This window comes from Propionispora hippei DSM 15287 (genome assembly GCF_900141835.1).
Lineage (GTDB): Bacteria > Bacillota > Negativicutes > Propionisporales > Propionisporaceae > Propionispora > Propionispora hippei.
Genome location: NZ_FQZD01000008.1, coordinates 123,141 through 141,599 on the forward strand (window position 1 = coordinate 123,141; position 18,459 = coordinate 141,599).

Genomic DNA, 18,459 nt, shown 5'->3' on the forward strand with positions numbered 1-18,459 from the left:
CCGGCAAGGAGTGGACACAATATGTTGGATGCAGATTTATTGGTGCTTGACCTGGAGGCGGAAACATCGCGGGAGGTCATTGAACATTTGGGCAGGCTGATGAGAGAAAAAGAGTATGTGAAGGACAGCTATGTCGAGGCAGTGCTGACCAGGGAGAGCACTTTGCCTACGGGCTTATCGATTGGCAATTTTTATGTGGCCATTCCCCATACCGATTCCAATCATGTGAACCGGTCGACCATCGGGCTGGCGGCACTGAAAAAACCGGTGGCCTTTCATTCGATGATCAATCCGGAGGAGAGTCTGGCGGTGGAGCTGGTCTTTCTCCTGGCGATTAAGGATCCGGGCATGCAGGTGCAGACATTGAAAAATCTCATGGCCGTATTCCAAAACAAGGAACTGCTTATGGCGTTGAAGGCGGCCAAAACCCGCGAACAGGCGGTAGAACTTTTACAGTCTCTGGCGGTATGAGTTAAGACGGACAACAGGCAATACGGCTCTTGCGGGCCATGCAAGATAAATATAAAAAAATATAAGGAGCGTGTTAAAAGATGAGAAGCTTTAATGTATTGTCGGTATGCGGTTCGGGGACAGTGACTTCCTCAATGATTGCCGAAAAGCTGAAGGACGCGATGGAGGAACGGGGGATCAAAATCACCGCGACCGAGGCTAAGCCGACGGAAGCGATGAATCTGGCCCAGGGAGGGAGGTTTGATTTTATTACCCACACCAGTCCCTTACCGGACGGCGATTACGGTATACCGACCATCAGCGCTTTTGGTTTTCTTACCGGGTTTGGCGAAGATGAATTTTTGGAAGAGGTGATGAGCGTTATTGAAGGTCTGGAAGCAAAAAAATAATTCATTTGGTATGAGGAGGAGAAAATATGTTTCTTGAAACACTTAAAGCCATTTTTGATACCTTTGGTGCTCCGGTATTTGTCCCGGTCATTATCTTCATCATTTCCAAGATTCTTAAGGTAGACACCAAGAAATCCTTTTTTTCCGCATTGTATGCCGGCGTCGGCCTGCAGGGCTTTACCCTGCTGTTAAATGCCTTTACACCGATTATTACGCCGGTGGTTAAAAAGATGGTAGAAAGTACGGGCATTCAGTTGCCGGTATTTGACGTAGGCTGGCAGGCCACCGCACTGGTCGCCTTTTCCACCGAAGCCGGCATGGTCTTCCTCGGCATCGGTCTGGTGGTGCAGACTGTGCTGTTCCTGAGTAAATGGACTTCGGTGTTCCAGCCCGGTGATTTGTGGAATAACTATTCCTACATGGTTTGGGGTTCCATGGTTTATCTGGTTACGAAAAATATGATGCTGGCTTTGGGCTGCATGATTTTATTGAATATGTACAGCTTGCTGATTGCCGAGCTGATGGCCAAACGCTGGTCGACTTATTACAAATATCCCAATTGTACCATTATTGCCATGCATAACATTGAAGCTGCCATTTTTACCGTGGTATTTGACCCGCTTTTGAATCTGTTCGGTTTAAACAAGGTAAAACTGAGTCCCCAGGAATTGCAGAAGAAATTGGGCTTTTTCGGTGAACCGGTTTCACTGGGCCTGCTGCTGGGCATATTCATCGGTATCATGGGTAACTTCAAAAACTTGGGCACCCTGGCAGCCTGGGGACAGGTGGCCGTTATGGGTATTGCCACCAGCTCAATTATGGCAATCTTCCCGCGGGTAGCCGGCTTGTTTGCCCAGGCCTTCCTGCCAATCACCGAAGCGGCCAGAAAATCCATCAAGAAGGATGCCAAGGCGCGGCAATGGTTCCTGGGTGTGAACGATGCCACCGGCTACGGCGAACCGGCCACTTTAATTTCCGGTATTATTCTCATTCCGATTATGGTCTTTTTGGCGATTGCCCTTCCCGGCAATCAGGTGCTGCCGGTTGTTGACTTATTGGCACTGCCCTTTATGGTACAAGGGATTGTACCGCTGGTTAACGGCAATATCTTCAAGGTACTCATTACCGGTGCCATCTGGTTTAGTGCCGGACTGTACATGTGCACCTATACGGCACCGCTGTTTACCGAAATCTGCTCAACCGTGGGCGTGCATCTGCCGGTAGGCGCCCTGCTGATCACCAGCTTTAATATTTTAGGCAAACCGCTGATGGGCTTGGTCTTCCTGGCTTTCCTCAGCCAGTCGCCGCTCCTGATCGGTCTGGCCATTGCCGTCTATCTGGTGCTGTACTTCCTGTTCCGCAAAAATAAGGAAGCCGTATACGATTACCTGGATCAGAACGCAATGAAAAATACGGCTGAAGAAGAGAATGGTGCCGTACAAGCATAGGCTGTCCGGGGCTGCCACAACTTGATTTTATTTATAACAGCCTGTAGTGTGGAAAAACAGCTAAGGGTCCCTTTATCATTGCCACAAAGTGACCCAAAAGGCTAGGCCTGTCTTCCAAAATACTTGAAAAATTGCCGGCTTACTAAAATCCGTAAACTCGCTGACGCTCAAACAAATACCCAAAGGGCACAGCGCGGATTTCTTAACGTAAGCCGGCAATTTTTCATCCTGCGGAACGTATTTTCCCAGAAAAGGCCGAACGAAGGACCAAAGAACAAGGCTATTACGCTTTTCTTAGAGCGACGATCCCTTTTGCTGGCCGGGATGCGTAAATGGATGTGTCGATATGCACGAAATGTATGGACTGTTGGCAAAAATGTAGTACTTGGCCGTCAAGCCGCCGGAACGGGGGCATTTGGGGACTGTGGCGAGATAGCTTTTTTGGTTGGCATGTATCTTGCATATTCATAGCGGCAAGAGCGGGACGGTAAGGTAAGCGATGCCGCCCTGCCTGGTAAAGGGAGGAAAATGACGATGCAAAAGACGATGAAAGCGGCGGTACTCTACGGCTTGCGGGATATCCGCTGCGAAACGGTGCCTGTGCCGGACATCGGCCGGGAGGATGTACTGGTAAAAGTAAAGTATGCCGGGATTTGCGGCTCCGATATACCGCGAGCTATGGTGAGCGGCGCCCGCCGCTATCCTTTGATTCTGGGTCATGAGTTTTGCGGGGAAGTTGCTGCCGTGGGCGAGGCGGTCGATAGCTACCGCCCGGGCGACCGGGTAGCGGTGGCACCCTTGATCCCCTGCGGGAATTGTGAGCATTGCCGGGAGGGACATTACGGCCTGTGCGAGCATTATAATATCATTGGCACCGGCAGTGACGGGGCGTTTGCCGAATATACCGGAGTGCCGGCCCGGCACCTGCTGCGGTTGCCGGATCAACTGGATTATGCAACGGCAGCCGGCATTGAACCGGCTACCATCGGCTATCACGGGGTGGCCAAGGGGGGAATTCAGGCCGGCGATACGGTGGCTGTACTGGGCTGTGGGCCAATTGGCCAACTGACGTTGCAATGGGCTAAACTGTTTGGTGCCGCCACCGTCATTGCCGTGGATATTTTTCCCGAAAAGCTGGACCTGGCTAAGTCACTGGGCGCCGATATTCTAATCAATTCCCGTAAGTGTGATCCGGTGCAGCGAATTAAGGAGCTTACCGGCGGCGGTGCCCAGGTGGTACTGGAAACGGCGGGCAGTAAAATCACCCAGGAGCAGGCTGTGCTGGTCGCCCGGAAGCAGGGGAGAGTGGTGTTTTTGGGGATTTCCCACAGTAACTTGTCCTTGCAGGAGAAAACGATTGAGGCCATTTTGCGGGGAGAAATTTCCCTGCAGGGTTCCTGGAATTCCTATTCGGCGCCCTATCCCGGCAAAGCCTGGACAGCGACTCTGGAGTTTATGTCCCAGGGAAAATTGCAGTTTGCGCCGATGATTTCCCATCGGATCAAGCTGGAAGAACTGGCCCATTATCTGGCGGCCATTGCGGACCGCACTATTTCCTTCAACAAAATTCTTGTGGAAATTTAAGGGGGGGATGAACTATGCTGGAGCAGTTAAAAGAAGAGGTGCTGGCTGCCAATCTGGCGCTGCCGGTTCATGGTCTGGTTAAATTTACCTGGGGCAATGTCAGCGGCATCGACCGTGAGCGGGGTTTGGTTGTTATTAAACCCAGTGGCGTGGACTATGAAAAAATGACCGCCCAGGATTTGGTGGTACTGGACCTGGCGGGCCATCAGGTGGAAGGAAAGTTAAGGCCTTCTTCCGATACGCCGACTCATTTGGTGCTATACCGGGCCTACCCTCAGTTAAGGGGCATCGTCCATACCCATTCCACCTGGGCTACGATCTGGGCCCAGTCAGGCCAGAGCCTGCCGGCGCTCGGCACTACCCATGCCGACCATTTTTACGGCAAGGTGCCTTGCACCCGGGCGTTGACCGAACAGGAAATTGACGGGGATTATGAAGTAGAAACAGGCAATGTGATTGTCGAAACGTTCAAGAAACTGGATATTAACAGCATTCCCGGCGTATTGGTACGCAACCACGGGCCTTTTGCCTGGGGCAAGGATGCCCAGGATGCGGTGCATAATGCCGTGATTTTAGAGGAAATCTGCCATATGGCTTATCATACGGTGCGGTTAAACAATACCGCCGGCTCCATTCAGCAGTGCCTGCTGGATAAGCACTATTTGCGCAAGCATGGCAGCGGGGCGTATTATGGACAGTCTTAGGTAAAGAAAGGAATCGAGGTTAAAGCTTCTATATAGGAAAAAGCAACAGGGGAAAATCAGCCGAACTATGGGGAGGCTGATTTTTTTATTTACCGGGGAATCCTAACTTTTCAAGACCTGGGGGAAGCAGGGGTTACAGGAGAACAACGAGAATAGTTTAAACAGACTGTTTTTCGGCTATTTTTGGTTGGCAATGCAGTGAAAATTATGCAAAGCTGACCGGATGAAACAATCGAGAGGACGATTGTTTTAATGAGCCAGATACGGGGGGGAAACCTAAAGGCTAGCGGTGATCTTTTTGGGGGCTTGCTGACGTGTCCGGGCGAATAAATCAGGGTTTTATAATAAGGAGAAGGCGTATGTCCATTGAAAGGTACTGCAATCAGGATTTGATTTTATTTTCAACGTTGTCCGTAAAGGAGGATATACTAAGCTATATGGCAGCCTGCTTATGGCGGCACGGTTATACGAAAGAGAGTTACCGGGAGGCTGTTTTGGCACGGGAAAGGGTGTATCCTACGGGACTTGGCGGCGAAACGATCGGAATTGCCATTCCGCATACCGATATTGTTCATGTGATTAAACCGGCGATTTGCCTTTGCATATTGAAAGATCCTGTGCAATTCGGCCTAATGGGGGGCGAGGATGCGGAAACGGTGCGGGTGTCGGTTGTTTTTATGCTGGCGCTGAGGGAACCGGAAAAACAATTGGAGGTGTTGCAAATGGTTATTACCATGCTGGAACAGGAGCATTACCTGAAATCTCTGCTGCAGTGTTGTTCGACAGAGGAAGCTTTGTCTGTTCTGGTACAGGCAGCAAGCCGTTAATCATGGATGACAAATAAGGCGGGAGGAAACGGGATGGCGATCAAAAAGAGAATTTATATTTGCTGTGGCACAGGCATTGCCACTTCGACGGTTATCGCAAGAAAACTTAATGAGGTGCTCAAACAGTATAAAATTACGGCTGATGTCAGTCAGTGTAAGCTGACGGAAGTTGTCTCACGCGTGAGGGCCGTTAAGCCTGATTTGGTCATTAGCGCCACGCAGATTCCCGGCGGCATAGGGGATGTGCCGGTTTTGCTTGGACGGGCCTTTCTTACCGGAGTTAATAAGCAGCAGCTTATTGCGGACGTTGTTGCCATTTTGGAAAAATAAAGTACAGTTAAGTATGCGGGAGCAGATATATGGAGCTTATCCTGAAGGTTTTTACCTATGTTATCGGCTTAGGCGTAACGGTCATGATGCCGATTATTATTACGATCTTGGGTCTTATCTTTCGTAAAGATTTTTCCGTGTCTTTTAGGGCCGGTCTTACCGTTGGCATGGGCTTTGTCGGACTGAAAACCATCATCAGCTTGTTGCTGCATACCATCGGCCCGGTTAACCAGGGGCTGGTGGAGCGGCTGGGGTTCAAGCTGACAGCGGTTGATATGGGCTGGAGCTTCGGCTCTTCCATTGCCTGGGGGACAGAGGTAGTGCCTTTCGTGTTTTTGGCTATTGTCGGCACCAATGTAGCTATGGTGTTTTTAGGCTGGACTAAGACGATGGATATTGATATATGGAACTTCTGGCATCCCTTATTTATTGCCAGCGGCCTGTATATGACGACAGGGAGCATGCTGCTTGCCGTGATTAGCGCGGTAATTAATATGGCTATTATTTTTAAAGTGGCCGACTGGACGCAGAAGGATTGTGAAGAGGTGCTGGGGCTGGATGGAATCTCGCTTCCCCATATTCAGACTTCCGCCTGGGCCCTGGTGGGCTATCCGCTGAACTGGATACTGGATCAAATTCCAGTGATAAAAGATATTAACTGGACGACCGAGGGGGTTCAGGAAAAGCTTGGACTCATTGGTGAACCGATGATCATGGGGTTGATCATTGGTTTGGTATTGGCCTGGGCGGCCGGGTTTGATTTTGCCCAGAGCGTCCAGACCGGCGTTGTCGTTGCCGGTTGCCTGGTGCTGATGCCGCGGATGGTGTCGCTGCTCATGGACGGGTTGATCGTGATCGCCGAGGCGGCCAAGGAATTTATGGAAAGCCGGTTTCATGGGCGTAAAATCTATATCGGGCTGGATTCATCGGTAGCGATCGGCCATCCCTTTGTTATGGCCATGGGACTTTTAATGATTCCGGTTGTTATGGGACTGGCCTTTATTCTGCCGGGCAATACCACACTGCCGCTGGCTGATTTGTCGGTTTTGAGCTTTTTCATGGTTTATGCCATTGTTCCCTCGAAGGGTAACTTGTTCCGGGGAATTGTGATCGGTGTGGTCATTTCCATTATTCTTTTGTATGTTTCCAGCTATGCTGCCCCGGTCATGACCCAGTTAGCCGGGCAGTTGAAAATTGCCATGCCGCCGGGCACTATGCAGATTACCTCACTGGCTCTGGGGGCTCAGTGGTATACCTGGCTGGTGTATGCCGCCCTGAACTGGCTTGGTGGTGGCGGCTGAGCAGAAGTTTCTGCTCGGGAGACAGAAGAGAAAATAACAAAAGCGGCTTGGACAGCAAAGTCCAGGCCGCTTTTGTCGCAGTCCGGAAATTTTTCAGGGGTAGCCGATAGGTGTGGGCTGTAACCAAAACAGCAAAATGGTTTGCAGATAATGTTAGCATAGCGGCCGGCGGTATAATTTGTTGGCTTTAAGGAGTATGGCAGGTGAGGCGGCGGTGGTTTTGCCGGTCATTGAGACAGGGGATTTTTTGGTTTGGCACAACACTTGCATTAAAAATAGGCAGGCGGAAGGCTCTTTCCCCAAACAGGAAAATCATAGGAGCAAAGGAGGATTTACGCACCGTGGATTTTACTCAGCTACTTAGGCAAGAACTGATGATTGTGCCGCTTCAGGCCAATAGCCGGGAAGCAGCATTGGAAAAAATGGCCGACCGGCTGTGGCAGCAGGGGTATGTAAAAAATTCGTATTTGGCGGCGGTAAAAAAGCGGGAAATTAGTTTTCCAACCGGACTGTCGACAGGAAGCATCAATGTGGCTATTCCACATACCGATGCGGAGCATGTATTGCAGGCAGCTATGGCAGTGGGCGTGCTGGACAGGCCGGTTTTGTTTTCCAGTATGGAAAACCCTCAGCAAACAATTGCAGTATCACTGATCTTTATGCTGGCGTTGAAAGAACCGCATGAACAGCCGGTGTTCTTGCAAAAAGTTGCCGGTATATTGGAAAATGAAGGCTTGCTGCAAAGTTTAGTTTTGCAAACTGACACAGCTGGTGCGTACCGTTTGTTATTTGGCGTGTTTTCGTAAGGTCCGGACGGTAAGATAATGCAAAATCATAAAGAGTAGGGGGATTGGACAATGGCTGGTGAAAAAAGAATTCTGGTTGCCTGCGGGGCAGGCGTATGCACATCCACTATGGCGATTAACAAACTGAGAGACGCGCTGGACAAGAGAGGCAAGCTCAAATTGGTGAAGATCAGTCAGTGCAAAATTGCCGAAATTTCATCGATGGCGGCAGCGCATGATTTGGTTGTCGCTACGACGCAGGTATCGGCTAAGATTTCGATTCCGGTCGTTACGGGGACTGCTTTCTTAACAGGGGTTGGGATAGACCGGGTTGTGGAAGAGATCATCGGGCATTTGAAAATTTAAAACAGGGGGGGACGAAGCTATGGAAATTATCAATTACATTGTCAGCCTCGGCGCCAGCGTAATGATGCCGATCATTATCACTATATTGGGAGTATGCCTGGGCGCCAAATTGAGCCGGGCCATTCGTTCCGGACTGACGGTTGGCGTAGGATTTATCGGGCTGAATTTAGTCATCGGATTGTTGACAAGTACGCTGGGGCCGGCGTCGCATACTATGGTGGAACGTCTGGGCTTGCACCTGACCGTTATTGATGTGGGTTGGCCGGCGGCTGCAGCCATTGCGTTCGCCTCGACGGTGGGGGCTATTATTATTCCGATCGGTTTGGCAGTCAATGTGATCTTGCTGCTTACCAAGCAAACCAGAACGATTGATGTGGATATTTGGGATTACTGGCATTTTGCTTTTACCGGTGCTTTGGTTACCGCAGCAACCGACAGCATTTTCTGGGGAGGCTTTGCGGCGGTTGTCAACATGATTATCGTATTTTATTTGGCTGATTGGACGGCGCCGGGAGTGGAAGAATACAACAAATTACCCGGCGTTTCCTTGCCGCACGGTTTTTCGGCGGCCTATGTACCGATTGCCATTGTGATTAACAAGGCGATTGATATGATTCCGGGGATTAGAAATATCAAGGCTGATCCGGAAACTTTGCAGGAACGGTTTGGGATTTTTGGGGAACCGATTATTATCGGCAGTGTATTGGGACTAATTATCGGCGTTCTAGCCGGCTATGATGTTAAGACGATATTAACGGTAGGTATCACCATGGGGGGCTGCCTGGTTTTGATTCCGAAAATGGCAGCCATGCTGATGGAAGGCTTGTTACCTATATCTGATTCGGCTCAGGAATTTATTCAAAAACGGTTCAAAAATGCCGGAAAAATTTACATCGGTTTGGATTCGGCCGTGGCCATCGGTCACCCGGCTTGCATGGCTGCTGCCTTGGTGCTGGTGCCTATCACCATCATTCTGGCTGCCGTGCTGCCCGGCAACCGCGTACTGCCGTTTGCCGATCTGGCTGTGCTGCCGTTTATGCTGGCTATGGTAGTTCCTGTCACGCGGGGCAATGTATTCAGAACCTTTATTGTCGGACTGGTCATGGTGGTTGTAGGTTTGCTGATTGCAACCGATATGGCACCACTGCATACCCAACTGGCCATCAACGCTAATTTCAAAATGCCGAGCGGTGCTACCCAGATTGCCTCCATTTGTGACGGAGCCAATCCCTTAACCTGGCTAATATTGCAGATAACCGGTCTTAAAGCGGTGGGCGTAGCCGTGTTGGTTGCCATTATCGGCGTTATGGCTGTGATCAACAAAAAGATTACCAAACGGCGGGATGCCGTGGAAGATTTACAGGCTTGATTAATACAAAGCGTGGTTCCTGGAGCATGAGGCGGGAACCGCGCTGCCACAGCAAAGGAGGAAACCGGCATGTTGCTTGAGAATTTGCGCAAAGAGGTTTTGTCTGCGGCTTTGCAGCTCATCCGTTACGGTTTGGTAACGCTTACGGGGGGGAATGTCAGCGGCCGGGATGAACAAACCGGGTATATCGCTATCACGCCCAGCGGAATGGATTATGAGAAGCTAAATCCGGCGGATATTGTGATTATTGATGGGGCGGGAAATACGGTGGACGGGAAGTGGAAGGCTTCCGTGGATACCAAGGATCATCTTTATATCTACCGGCAGCGTCCGGATATTCAAGGAATTATCCACACGCATTCGCCATATGCCTGCAGCTTTGCTATGCTGCACCGTGAAATCCCCTGCTGCAGCACGACGCTGGCCAATGAGGTGGGGGGCAGTGTGCCTGTAGCCAGATATACGCCGGTGGCTGAAGCCGCAATCGGTCCGGCTGTTATGGAAGTGCTGGGCGATAAGAATGCCTGTCTATTGGCCAATCATGGTGTCATTGCCGTTGGCCATTCAGTCCGTCATGCGCTGGTGGCCGCCGTTATGCTGGAGGATGGCGCCAAGGTATATCACCTGGCCAGTTTAAAGGGTGAGCCGGTGCAGTTGCCGCCGGAAGAAATAGAAAAAGCCAGAAATGTTTTTCTTTATACCTACGGGCAAAGCTCATAAGATTATGGTTAACAAAATAGGCGAAAACATGGTAACATAGAACCGGGCAGTGTTTGATTTGTCTTTATAGAAAGCTGCAAGGAGGAGAGTTGCATTGGGGAAAGCAGACAGTCTGCGGTTGTTGCTTGGCAGTGAAGATAAAAAAAATCCCTATACCGATCAGGAACTGGCACAAAAACTGGCAATTTCCCGGGGCGAAGCGACTCTTCTGCGGCAGAGGATGAAGATTCCCGATTCAAGGGAACGAAGAAGGCCGGTATTATGTGAAGCTATCCGGCAGATTATGGACAGCGAGCCTCATCTGGCAAAGCGGACTGTGACCGAAAAGCTGCGCCAGATGGGATTTGCCGTATCCCGCTTTACTACGGAGCAATTACTGCAAAACGATACGTACCGCCAGTCGCCGGAAGCTGCGGTGCCGCCAGGTATACAGCAGCCGGTGGCGGAATATGGCGGTAAAGAAATTACCGGTATGGCCTTTGGGCATTTGATCGGTCAAAAAGGCAGTCTGTTTCCTGTCATTGAGCAGGCCAAGGCAGCTATTCTCTATCCTCCCAAGGGGCTGCATACGCTGCTGTTTGGTGCGACAGGCGTTGGTAAAAGCGATTTGGCGGAAGCTATGTACCGCTTTGCGATAGAGACAGGCAGACTTAATGCAACGGCGCCCTTTGTGATGTTCAACTGCGCCGATTATGCCGACAATCCCCAACTGCTGCTTTCGCAACTGTGCGGACATGTGCAGGGAGCGTTTTCCGGTGCGGAACGGCAGAAAGAAGGTTTGATCGAAAAAGCCAATGAGGGCATTTTATTTTTGGATGAGATTCACCGCCTGCCGCCGGAGGGACAGGAAATTTTGTTTTATCTTATTGACAAGGGGCGGTTCCGGCGCTTGGGCGAGACTGAAAGCCTGCGGCAGGCTTCAGTCATGCTGATTATGGCTACTACCGAGTTGCCGTCGGCTTCATTGCTGGCGACCTTTAGGCGGCGTGTGCCGATGGTCATTGAATTGCCCAGCCTGCAGGAAAGGCCGCTGTCTGAGCGGTTGTTGCTGATTCATCATTTTTTGCGGCATGAAGCGCAGCGCACCGGCAATACCCTGGCTATTGATGCCGATGCGGTGCGCGCCTTGCTGCTTTATGATTGTACCGGCAATGTCGGTCAGCTGTCCGCCGATATACAGGTTGCCTGTGCCCGGGGATTTTTGAACTTGATTACCGGCGGTAACCGGAATATTTCCGTTACCGTGGCCGATTTGCCGGCTCATGCCCGCCGCGGACTGCTTAAAGTACGGCACCAGCGGGATAAACTGGATAAATTACGGGTAACCGGCTATGAAATCGCGCCCGGTAAAGACGATATGGTATATATGGATGAGCTGTATACCTGGCCGCGCGAGATATACTCGTATATTGAGGAGCGGTATGGAGAACTTTCCTGCCAAAAGCTCTCCCAAAAGGAGCTAAACCGGATTATTGGGGCGGAATTGGAGGATAAGCTTCGCCAGTGGATCAAGCGGGCCGATGAAACGGCGGAACTTGTTAACAAGACTGATTTATACAAGGTGGTAGGCCGGTCGATTGTTGATATTGTGGAAAGCATGCTGGAACGGGCCGAATCGATGCTGGGACATGCCAATGAACGGATTGTGGTTGGATTATCCATTCATTTGACTGAAACGTTAAAGCGCCTCAAACAGAATAAGGCGATTATGAATCCCCACCTGGAAAAAACAAAGCATGAATATGCCCGTGAATTTGCCATCGCCCAGGATATGGCCGAATGTTTTGCCCGGCATACGGGAATCCGGCTGCCGGAGGAAGAGATTGGCTTTATTACATTATATTTAACTATGTACTGCCGTCAGGATAATGAGGGCAGAGTGGGAATCCTGGTGTTGTCACACGGTCATGTGGCGGCGGGCATGGCGGAAGTAGCCAATCGTTTATTAGGCGTAAATCATGCCAAAGCGGTGGAGATGTCGCTGGATGAAAGTCCGGAAACAGCCTTGGAGCGTACGGTGGAGCTGGTGATGCAGATTGATGAAGGCAAGGGTGTGCTTTTTTTAGTTGACATGGGGTCGCTAGCCGACTTTGGCACCCGGATTACCGAATTGACCGGCATACCGGTGCGATCGGTCGGGCCGGTTTACACCATGATGGTCATTGAAGCCGTTCGCCGTGCGTTGCTGCCGGAAGCCAGCCTGACAGAACTGGCGGACAGTATAGGTCAGTCCTGCATAAGTATGACCAGTGCGAAACAGGAGCTGTTGCATAGTCCGTCAGGCAAGCCGGTGATTTTATCGGTCTGCATTACCGGTCAAGGCGCAGCGCTGCAGTTGCAAAAGGAATTGGACCGGAAACTGGGGCAAGCCGGCGGTGTGGAAATTATTTGCCTGGGGCTGGCCGACCGCCAAGCGTTTACGCAACAGGTCGGACAAATTATGAGTACCCGTACCGTCCAGGCTGTCGTCGGAACTTTGGATCCTCATATTCCGGGGGTTCCCTTCATTACGGTTGAGCAGGTATTGAGTAACAATCTGCCGTCTGTTTTTAAACCGATGGCGTATAAGCCGGCGGCTTTACAGGATATTATTAAGGAAGAGCTTATTTTCTTTCCCAATCAGGAGGCAAGCAAGCCGCAGATTATTGAATTGCTGGCGGAAAGTCTGATCAGCCGGAATTTGGTTAAGCCTCAGTTTGCGGCTGACGTAATGAAGCGGGAGTTAATCGGTGTACCGGTATTGAGCCTGCGGGTGGCCATTCCTCATGGCGAAGATCCCCGTTATATTCAACAAACTTCAGCCGCGTTGGCCGTATTTCCTGAGGCGGTTCCCTGGGGGGAAAATTACCGGGTAAATATAGTCTGTATGCTGGCGGTAACTGCCGATGGCAAAGAAATCGTGCAGGCACTGGGGGAACGATTGACGAATGATGCTTTGGTGGAACGTTTGTTAGGTACGCAGAGTGCGCTGGAAGTCAGAGAAATTCTCCTGCAAGATTTATAAGAAGAAAAGTACAGCTATAAATAGCTGTATTTTTTTGTGGCTATTGCCGATAAGAAGTTTTAAAAAATTGTTGCCCCATAGAATTTCGTCTATTTTTTCAAAGTGTATTCCAATAGAGTACCGCGACAATAAAAAAGGAAGCGATTTACGGCGACCATTATCAGTAAAGGAGAGTGAAATAATGTCAATTTCTTCGATTAGTAACAACTGGACGTATTATCCCCATCATAGTCGGAAAAATAGTTCGACCAGCAGTATTGCGGACACTACCGCAACGGACGATAGCCAGGCGCAAAGCGCCTCTAGCAGTACTGACTTGGATGACACTTCGATTCAAGACTTGTTCAGTGGTGTGATGAGCCAGGGCCTGCTGCCTGTCAGCAGCAGCGACGAGGACGGAACCGATGAAACCGGTAGCGATATGGCTATGGCCATGATTATGCCGCCACCGCCGCCATCAATGGACAACACTGCGGCGACACCCAGTAACGAAGATGCTATCAGTGTTTTTCTGGACAAGGGGCAAAGCGGTACGGCTACGGGAACCGATGTAAACGGTATCCAGCGTGTCCTGGCGCAATCGGGCAACCAGACCGGGGCTGCGCAAACAACCTCGGACAGCACCGGTGCGACTGACAGTACACTGACCTTGCAGTCCTTTCTGGAAAAGGTAAAAAACGGTACGGTAACCGATTCCGATCTGAGCGCCTTGCAGGCCTTGCTGAATACAGCTCAGGGGCAGTCGGGAATGATGCCGCCGCCAACACCGCCGGAGCAGACGGACAGCAATTCGGTCAGCGGCGCTAGGCAAAGCCAACTGGTCAATGCCATTCAGTCGTATGAAAATACCGGAACAGTGTATGGTGACAACTCCTCCTGGAGCAGTTAACATCAAAAACAATATGCCAAGAGGGAAGCTGCAGTGATACAGGAGACGCAGCTTCCCTCTTGGCATATTGTTGTGGAATGTTAACGGACTGTCCGGTGCTTTTGAACATAGCCGACTACCAGCACCAGCACTACCAGAGTGGTATGGAGAAGGGGCTGATAATTGGCCGTGAAAGCGTGCAGTGCCGGGTCGGTCACGATCATTTCCGAAGCGGCATAGCCCAGAATGCCGGCACCGGCATACACGATAATGGGAAATCTGTCCATTAAATGGCTCAGCAACTGGGCGCCGAACATGACCAGAGGAATGCTGGCCAGCAAACCGAGCACAATGAGCAGGTATTTGCCCTCCGGCACGGTATTGGCCACACCGGCTAAGGCCAATACATTGTCCAGACTCATAATGACATCGGCCAGGACAATCATTTTGATAGCTTCCCGCAAACAGGCGGCCTTGTGGCAGGTTACCTCGGATTCATCCTTGTCCAGCAGTTTGATGGCAATCCAAATGAGCGCCAACCCGCCGGCAAACCGGAGATAGGGGACATCCAGCAGAGAGGCAGCCGTGAAGGTAAGTGCAATGCGCAATCCTACGGCGGCGGCGCTGCCCCAGCGAATAGCCAGTTTCCGTTCGTTTGGCGGCAGATTTTTGCTGGCCAGGGCAATGACTACGGCGTTGTCGCCGCTCAATACTAAATCAATCAGCATGATGCCGCCGAATCCTAAAAGCCACTCAAGCGAAAAAGAAGGTAAGAAATCCATCAATATATCGCCTCCAAAAAATAAAGACCCTGCCTCATTCGTGAGTCAAGGTCTGGCTTGCAAAAAAATTGCCAGCATAGCCGGGACTTAAAAAATCCGTGTTTGACGACATATGCTGTAAGGCTACTCCCCTTGGTATTTATAGCCCTATGGTATCATAGGGCAAAACAGGTTGTCAATCGGAACAGAGGGATAAACGATAGAAACGGCTTGTAAAAATTCCGGTGAATTTCCCGAAAAATACAGGAAATTTTGTAGAAAAATAGAATAATATAGCAAGTCTATTTGTTTATTTTGTATTTATATTTAAATTTTCAAGTAATGGAGAGAATGCCATGCCTTCTTCCAATGATATGCTGACACCGGAGGAAATAGAAGCATTGATGGCTTCTATGAATACGGAGGCAAGTGCGCCTCCGGCACCGCCAGCGCCGGAAAACCCCGATCCTGCGGCAGAAGGGCCGATGAGCCAGGATGAGATTGAGGCTTTTTTAGCTATGCTGAATGAGCCGAAACCGGAAGAAATCCCATCGGCACAGGAAAGCCAAGAGCCCCGTTCGGCTTCCTCGCTGCCTGATTCGGTGCTGTCCGTGACCACTCCGGTACCTGAGCCGGCGGGGGAAGTCAAAACGGCAAAAATTGGTCTGGGTGCTAAGCTAACGGCTTGGGCCGGTAAGCTGGCCGGAAGTATATCCTATAGCAGGCTGCCTTTTTTTAACCGGAAGAAGATGGGCGGGAATGCTCCGGCTGTAGCTGAGGCTGCCGCGGAGGAACTGTCGGAGCAGCAAGCAGCAGAAGCATTGAGCGAGGCCATGCCGGGCAGCTTTTCTCAGCGGCATGCCATGACGATTGCCGCCAGCGTGATGCTGGTGATTGTGCTCTGTGCAGGCACTTTGATCGGTTTCAGTATGTATAAAAACCACGGTCAGGCTGAGGCCAGCCCGGAAAATCAGCTGTCCGGGCTGGGAATCGAACTGTCGCCGGCTGAAATGGTCAAGTATGCCGGGCGCGGCAATCAAAAGATTGTTAACCTGTTTTTGTCAGCCGGGATGGATGTGGATGCTCAGCGGGAAAGCGACGGATTCACTTCCTTAATGGCATCGGCGGCGTTTGGCCGTCTGGAAATGGTGCAAATGCTGCTGGAACAGGGCGCTAATGTGAATAAAAAGAATTTCGACGAAAGCACGGCGTTGATGCTGGCCGTTAAATACAATCAGCCGGCAGTGGTCGCGGCATTGCTGCAAGCCGGCGCCAAGCCTAACGGACGGGATTTGTACGGCAATACGATGGTTTCCCTGGCCTTAACTTATAAAAATCCGCAGATTATCAATGCTCTGACCCGGGCGGGGACTAAAGGGCTGACGGAGGAGCTGGAAAAGCTGCGGAATGCCGATAAAAAACAGACCGACGCCGCGACTGCCGGTCAGGCGGGAAAAACGGCGGCTGCCGAGGTTAATCCCGAGTTTCTGCTGGCCGACGGCAGGGCCGGCTATGTTCAGATCGGCCGGTCGGTGGAAAGCCTGTACCGTTACTATGACCGCAGCCTGGTAACCTTTGAGGCTGAAAACCGGGATGGTATTCCATATCCGGTGGTTAAGCTTTTTATACCGGAAAAGAAAGCGCCCGCTATGGTCTTAAGTGTTTCAGTCAGTCGCCAGGGGCAGCAGCAAACGATTGACGGCATCCGGGTATATGATGAACGGTTTAAAACAGAAGACGGTATCGGTATTGGTTCTACTTTGGGTGATATGAAAAAGGCAGGTACTTTGCAGGGAGTCAAACAGATCGACCAGTCGCTGTATGCCGTTTCCAGGGAAGCTCATCTGCTGTTTGAACTGGAAGTCGCCATGGCCAATCTGCCGGTGGAATGGCTGCGGTCAGGCGAGGTGGACAGCCTGCCGTCGTCGATGAAAATCCGGGGGGTTTTATTGCAATAGAAGCCTGCCGTCTGCAATTGACACCTGGCTCATTTTACCATATAATAAAATGAGTTGACTATATAGTCAGCGTAAGTGATACAGATGTTAGGAGGAAAGGGTATGCCTGGAAAAAGCGTGTGGAAAAAACGCCTGGCGGCTATGCTGGCCGGAGGTTTTTTATTGTTAAACACGGCTGCTGTACTGGCGGCGCCGATGGAGTTATCGTTGGAAGACAGTATCGCCTTAGCGCTCAAGAATAACGATTCAATAAAAATAGCCAATTCAAGTAAGGAAAGTGCCCGCTGGCAGGTAAAGGAAGCGGAAGCGGGAAAATCAATCACTGGAACCCTAACGCACACTGCCAGTAAATATGATTATGATTACAACAGTCCAAATCAAGGAAAGAATTTTAGCAATGATTTGGCGATTTCCTGGAATGTATATACTGGTGGTAAGGTGGAAAGCGGTATCAAGCAGGCGCGTTTGGGATTGACTTCAGCCGATTTGGCCGTTGACGCCGCCCGGCAACAGGTAAAGTACAACGCAGCCAGCAAGTATTTTACCGTGTTGCAGACCCGCAACATGGTACAGGTGAACAAGGAGTCGGTGGAGAACCTGACGGCCCATTTGAAGAATGTACAGGCCCAGTTTGAGGTGGGAACAGTGGCTAAGACCGATGTGCTCCGCTCCCAGGTGGAGCTGGCCAATGCTCAGCAGTCGCTGATTAAAGCGGAGAATAGCTACCAACTGGCTGTTTCCAATTTGAATAATGTCATAGGCCAGCCCTTGAATACCGAACTACAGATCAAACAGGAACTGGGCTATGAAGCCTATGCTTTGAGTATGGACGATTGTATCGCCTATTCGTTGCAGCATCGTCCTGAACTGACACAGGCAAAATTAAGTGAAGAAGTCAACCGGGAAAAGGTTAAGTCAGCTCAGGCGGGTTATCGGCCGACTGTTATAGTGACTGCCGGAACTGATCTGAGTGACCCCTCTTTTCCGGGAGATAATTATAAGGACTGGTATGCTATCGCTAAAGCTAGCTGGAATATCTTTGATGCCGGCGCTACCAAATCCAGTGTAAAAGCGGCTCAGGCTACGCTGGAAGAAAGCGGTCACACCCTGAATCAGACCAAAGACAGCGTACAACTGGAAGTACGGCAGGCTTATCTTAACATGAAGGAAGCGGAAAAGCGGATTGATACCAGCAAGGTCGCGGTTGATCAGGCCCAGGAAGATTTTAAAATTGCCCAGGTGCGCTACACGGCCGGAGTGGGCACTAACTTAGATGTCATGGATGCTCAGGTGGCACTGACTGAAGCCAAGACCAACTATATCCAAGCTTTGTATGATTACAACACCAGTAAAGCCGATTTGGAACGGGCGATGGGTGTGCCGGTCCAATAACAAGGAAAATACATAAGCTATCGCAGTCAAGCTGCGGCAGCAAGAGGAATGCCAGCCGGCAGACTTTGCACGGCTGGCATTTTTTATACCGGGACAGGAAGGAAATGGTCAATAAGAGTATGTTTTCAGTATCAGGTAGTTTGAACATACATCGTAGACCGCTGAGCCGGTTACAATAGGAA

General features: G+C 50.6%; 17 protein-coding genes. 16 read left to right on the forward strand and 1 reads right to left on the reverse strand.

The window, feature by feature from the left end; genetic code table 11:
- Positions 1-21 precede the first annotated feature (21 nt).
- From F3H20_RS06050 to F3H20_RS06115, 14 genes are all read left to right on the forward strand, one after another.
- The gene (locus F3H20_RS06050) at positions 22-471 is read left to right on the forward strand and encodes a PTS sugar transporter subunit IIA (protein ID WP_149734048.1); all 450 of its coding nucleotides are present in this window, start codon (positions 22-24) and stop codon (positions 469-471) included.
- An 80-nt stretch (positions 472-551) separates the two neighbouring features.
- Complete coding sequence (locus F3H20_RS06055) at positions 552-860, forward strand: PTS sugar transporter subunit IIB (protein ID WP_091747270.1); 309 nt, start codon at positions 552-554, stop codon at positions 858-860.
- A 26-nt stretch (positions 861-886) separates the two neighbouring features.
- Positions 887-2,308 (forward strand): PTS galactitol transporter subunit IIC, encoded by a 1,422-nt coding sequence (locus F3H20_RS06060; RefSeq protein WP_149734049.1) that lies wholly within the window; start codon positions 887-889, stop codon positions 2,306-2,308.
- A gap of 534 nt (positions 2,309-2,842) precedes the next feature.
- Entirely contained in the window at positions 2,843-3,892 is a 1,050-nt protein-coding gene (locus F3H20_RS06065) for a galactitol-1-phosphate 5-dehydrogenase (RefSeq protein WP_149734050.1), read from the forward strand.
- Positions 3,893-3,906: 14 nt separating this feature from the next.
- Positions 3,907-4,596 carry an L-ribulose-5-phosphate 4-epimerase gene (gene araD, locus F3H20_RS06070; RefSeq protein WP_149734051.1) on the forward strand — a complete coding sequence of 230 codons (690 nt, stop codon included), beginning with the start codon at positions 3,907-3,909 and terminating at the stop codon, positions 4,594-4,596.
- Between the two features lie 359 nt (positions 4,597-4,955).
- Positions 4,956-5,423: a PTS sugar transporter subunit IIA gene (locus tag F3H20_RS06075; protein WP_149734052.1), complete on the forward strand. Its 468-nt coding sequence runs from the start codon at positions 4,956-4,958 to the stop codon at positions 5,421-5,423.
- A 33-nt stretch (positions 5,424-5,456) separates the two neighbouring features.
- Positions 5,457-5,753 carry a PTS sugar transporter subunit IIB gene (locus tag F3H20_RS06080; protein ID WP_149734053.1) on the forward strand — a complete coding sequence of 99 codons (297 nt, stop codon included), beginning with the start codon at positions 5,457-5,459 and terminating at the stop codon, positions 5,751-5,753.
- A gap of 29 nt (positions 5,754-5,782) precedes the next feature.
- Positions 5,783-7,054, forward strand: a complete 1,272-nt coding sequence (locus F3H20_RS06085; protein WP_149734054.1) for a PTS galactitol transporter subunit IIC — start codon at positions 5,783-5,785, stop codon at positions 7,052-7,054.
- Between the two features lie 341 nt (positions 7,055-7,395).
- The gene (locus F3H20_RS06090; protein ID WP_149734055.1) at positions 7,396-7,860 is read left to right on the forward strand and encodes a PTS sugar transporter subunit IIA; all 465 of its coding nucleotides are present in this window, start codon (positions 7,396-7,398) and stop codon (positions 7,858-7,860) included.
- A 51-nt stretch (positions 7,861-7,911) separates the two neighbouring features.
- Positions 7,912-8,205, forward strand: coding sequence for a PTS sugar transporter subunit IIB (locus tag F3H20_RS06095; RefSeq protein WP_149734056.1), 294 nt, complete (start codon positions 7,912-7,914; stop codon positions 8,203-8,205).
- Between the two features lie 19 nt (positions 8,206-8,224).
- Positions 8,225-9,574 (forward strand): PTS galactitol transporter subunit IIC, encoded by a 1,350-nt coding sequence (locus F3H20_RS06100; protein WP_091746997.1) that lies wholly within the window; start codon positions 8,225-8,227, stop codon positions 9,572-9,574.
- A 69-nt stretch (positions 9,575-9,643) separates the two neighbouring features.
- Positions 9,644-10,294 carry a class II aldolase/adducin family protein gene (locus F3H20_RS06105; protein ID WP_223191648.1) on the forward strand — a complete coding sequence of 217 codons (651 nt, stop codon included), beginning with the start codon at positions 9,644-9,646 and terminating at the stop codon, positions 10,292-10,294.
- A 94-nt stretch (positions 10,295-10,388) separates the two neighbouring features.
- Positions 10,389-13,298, forward strand: coding sequence for a sigma 54-interacting transcriptional regulator (locus F3H20_RS06110; protein ID WP_149734057.1), 2,910 nt, complete (start codon positions 10,389-10,391; stop codon positions 13,296-13,298).
- Positions 13,299-13,479: 181 nt separating this feature from the next.
- Complete coding sequence (locus tag F3H20_RS06115) at positions 13,480-14,187, forward strand: hypothetical protein (RefSeq protein WP_149734058.1); 708 nt, start codon at positions 13,480-13,482, stop codon at positions 14,185-14,187.
- An 80-nt stretch (positions 14,188-14,267) separates the two neighbouring features.
- Here the strand turns inward: F3H20_RS06115 and F3H20_RS06120 are convergent, their stop codons facing one another.
- A complete protein-coding gene (locus F3H20_RS06120; protein WP_149734097.1) occupies positions 14,268-14,948 on the reverse strand; it encodes a TerC family protein in 681 nt (226 codons plus the stop codon).
- 335 nt (positions 14,949-15,283) lie between these two features.
- On the opposite strand from F3H20_RS06120, the gene F3H20_RS06125 reads away from it, so the two are divergent.
- Positions 15,284-16,885 carry an ankyrin repeat domain-containing protein gene (locus F3H20_RS06125; protein WP_149734059.1) on the forward strand — a complete coding sequence of 534 codons (1,602 nt, stop codon included), beginning with the start codon at positions 15,284-15,286 and terminating at the stop codon, positions 16,883-16,885.
- 102 nt (positions 16,886-16,987) lie between these two features.
- Positions 16,988-18,277, forward strand: coding sequence for a TolC family protein (locus F3H20_RS06130; RefSeq protein WP_149734060.1), 1,290 nt, complete (start codon positions 16,988-16,990; stop codon positions 18,275-18,277).
- Positions 18,278-18,459: the final 182 nt, after the last annotated feature.

Excerpts from the sequence above, each read along its gene's own strand:
- F3H20_RS06050 (WP_149734048.1), top strand. The coding sequence starts at position 22 with ATGTTGGATGCAGATTTATTGGTGCTTGACCTGGAGGCGGAAACATCG.
- F3H20_RS06055 (WP_091747270.1), top strand. The coding sequence starts at position 552 with ATGAGAAGCTTTAATGTATTGTCGGTATGCGGTTCGGGGACAGTGACT.
- F3H20_RS06060 (WP_149734049.1), top strand. The coding sequence starts at position 887 with ATGTTTCTTGAAACACTTAAAGCCATTTTTGATACCTTTGGTGCTCCG.
- F3H20_RS06065 (WP_149734050.1), top strand. The coding sequence starts at position 2,843 with ATGCAAAAGACGATGAAAGCGGCGGTACTCTACGGCTTGCGGGATATC.
- araD (WP_149734051.1), top strand. The coding sequence starts at position 3,907 with ATGCTGGAGCAGTTAAAAGAAGAGGTGCTGGCTGCCAATCTGGCGCTG.
- F3H20_RS06075 (WP_149734052.1), top strand. The coding sequence starts at position 4,956 with ATGTCCATTGAAAGGTACTGCAATCAGGATTTGATTTTATTTTCAACG.
- F3H20_RS06080 (WP_149734053.1), top strand. The coding sequence starts at position 5,457 with ATGGCGATCAAAAAGAGAATTTATATTTGCTGTGGCACAGGCATTGCC.
- F3H20_RS06085 (WP_149734054.1), top strand. The coding sequence starts at position 5,783 with ATGGAGCTTATCCTGAAGGTTTTTACCTATGTTATCGGCTTAGGCGTA.
- F3H20_RS06095 (WP_149734056.1), top strand. The coding sequence starts at position 7,912 with ATGGCTGGTGAAAAAAGAATTCTGGTTGCCTGCGGGGCAGGCGTATGC.
- F3H20_RS06100 (WP_091746997.1), top strand. The coding sequence starts at position 8,225 with ATGGAAATTATCAATTACATTGTCAGCCTCGGCGCCAGCGTAATGATG.
- F3H20_RS06105 (WP_223191648.1), top strand. The coding sequence starts at position 9,644 with ATGTTGCTTGAGAATTTGCGCAAAGAGGTTTTGTCTGCGGCTTTGCAG.
- F3H20_RS06115 (WP_149734058.1), top strand. The coding sequence starts at position 13,480 with ATGTCAATTTCTTCGATTAGTAACAACTGGACGTATTATCCCCATCAT.
- F3H20_RS06120 (WP_149734097.1), bottom strand. The coding sequence starts at position 14,948 with ATGGATTTCTTACCTTCTTTTTCGCTTGAGTGGCTTTTAGGATTCGGC.
- F3H20_RS06125 (WP_149734059.1), top strand. The coding sequence starts at position 15,284 with ATGCCTTCTTCCAATGATATGCTGACACCGGAGGAAATAGAAGCATTG.
- F3H20_RS06130 (WP_149734060.1), top strand. The coding sequence starts at position 16,988 with ATGCCTGGAAAAAGCGTGTGGAAAAAACGCCTGGCGGCTATGCTGGCC.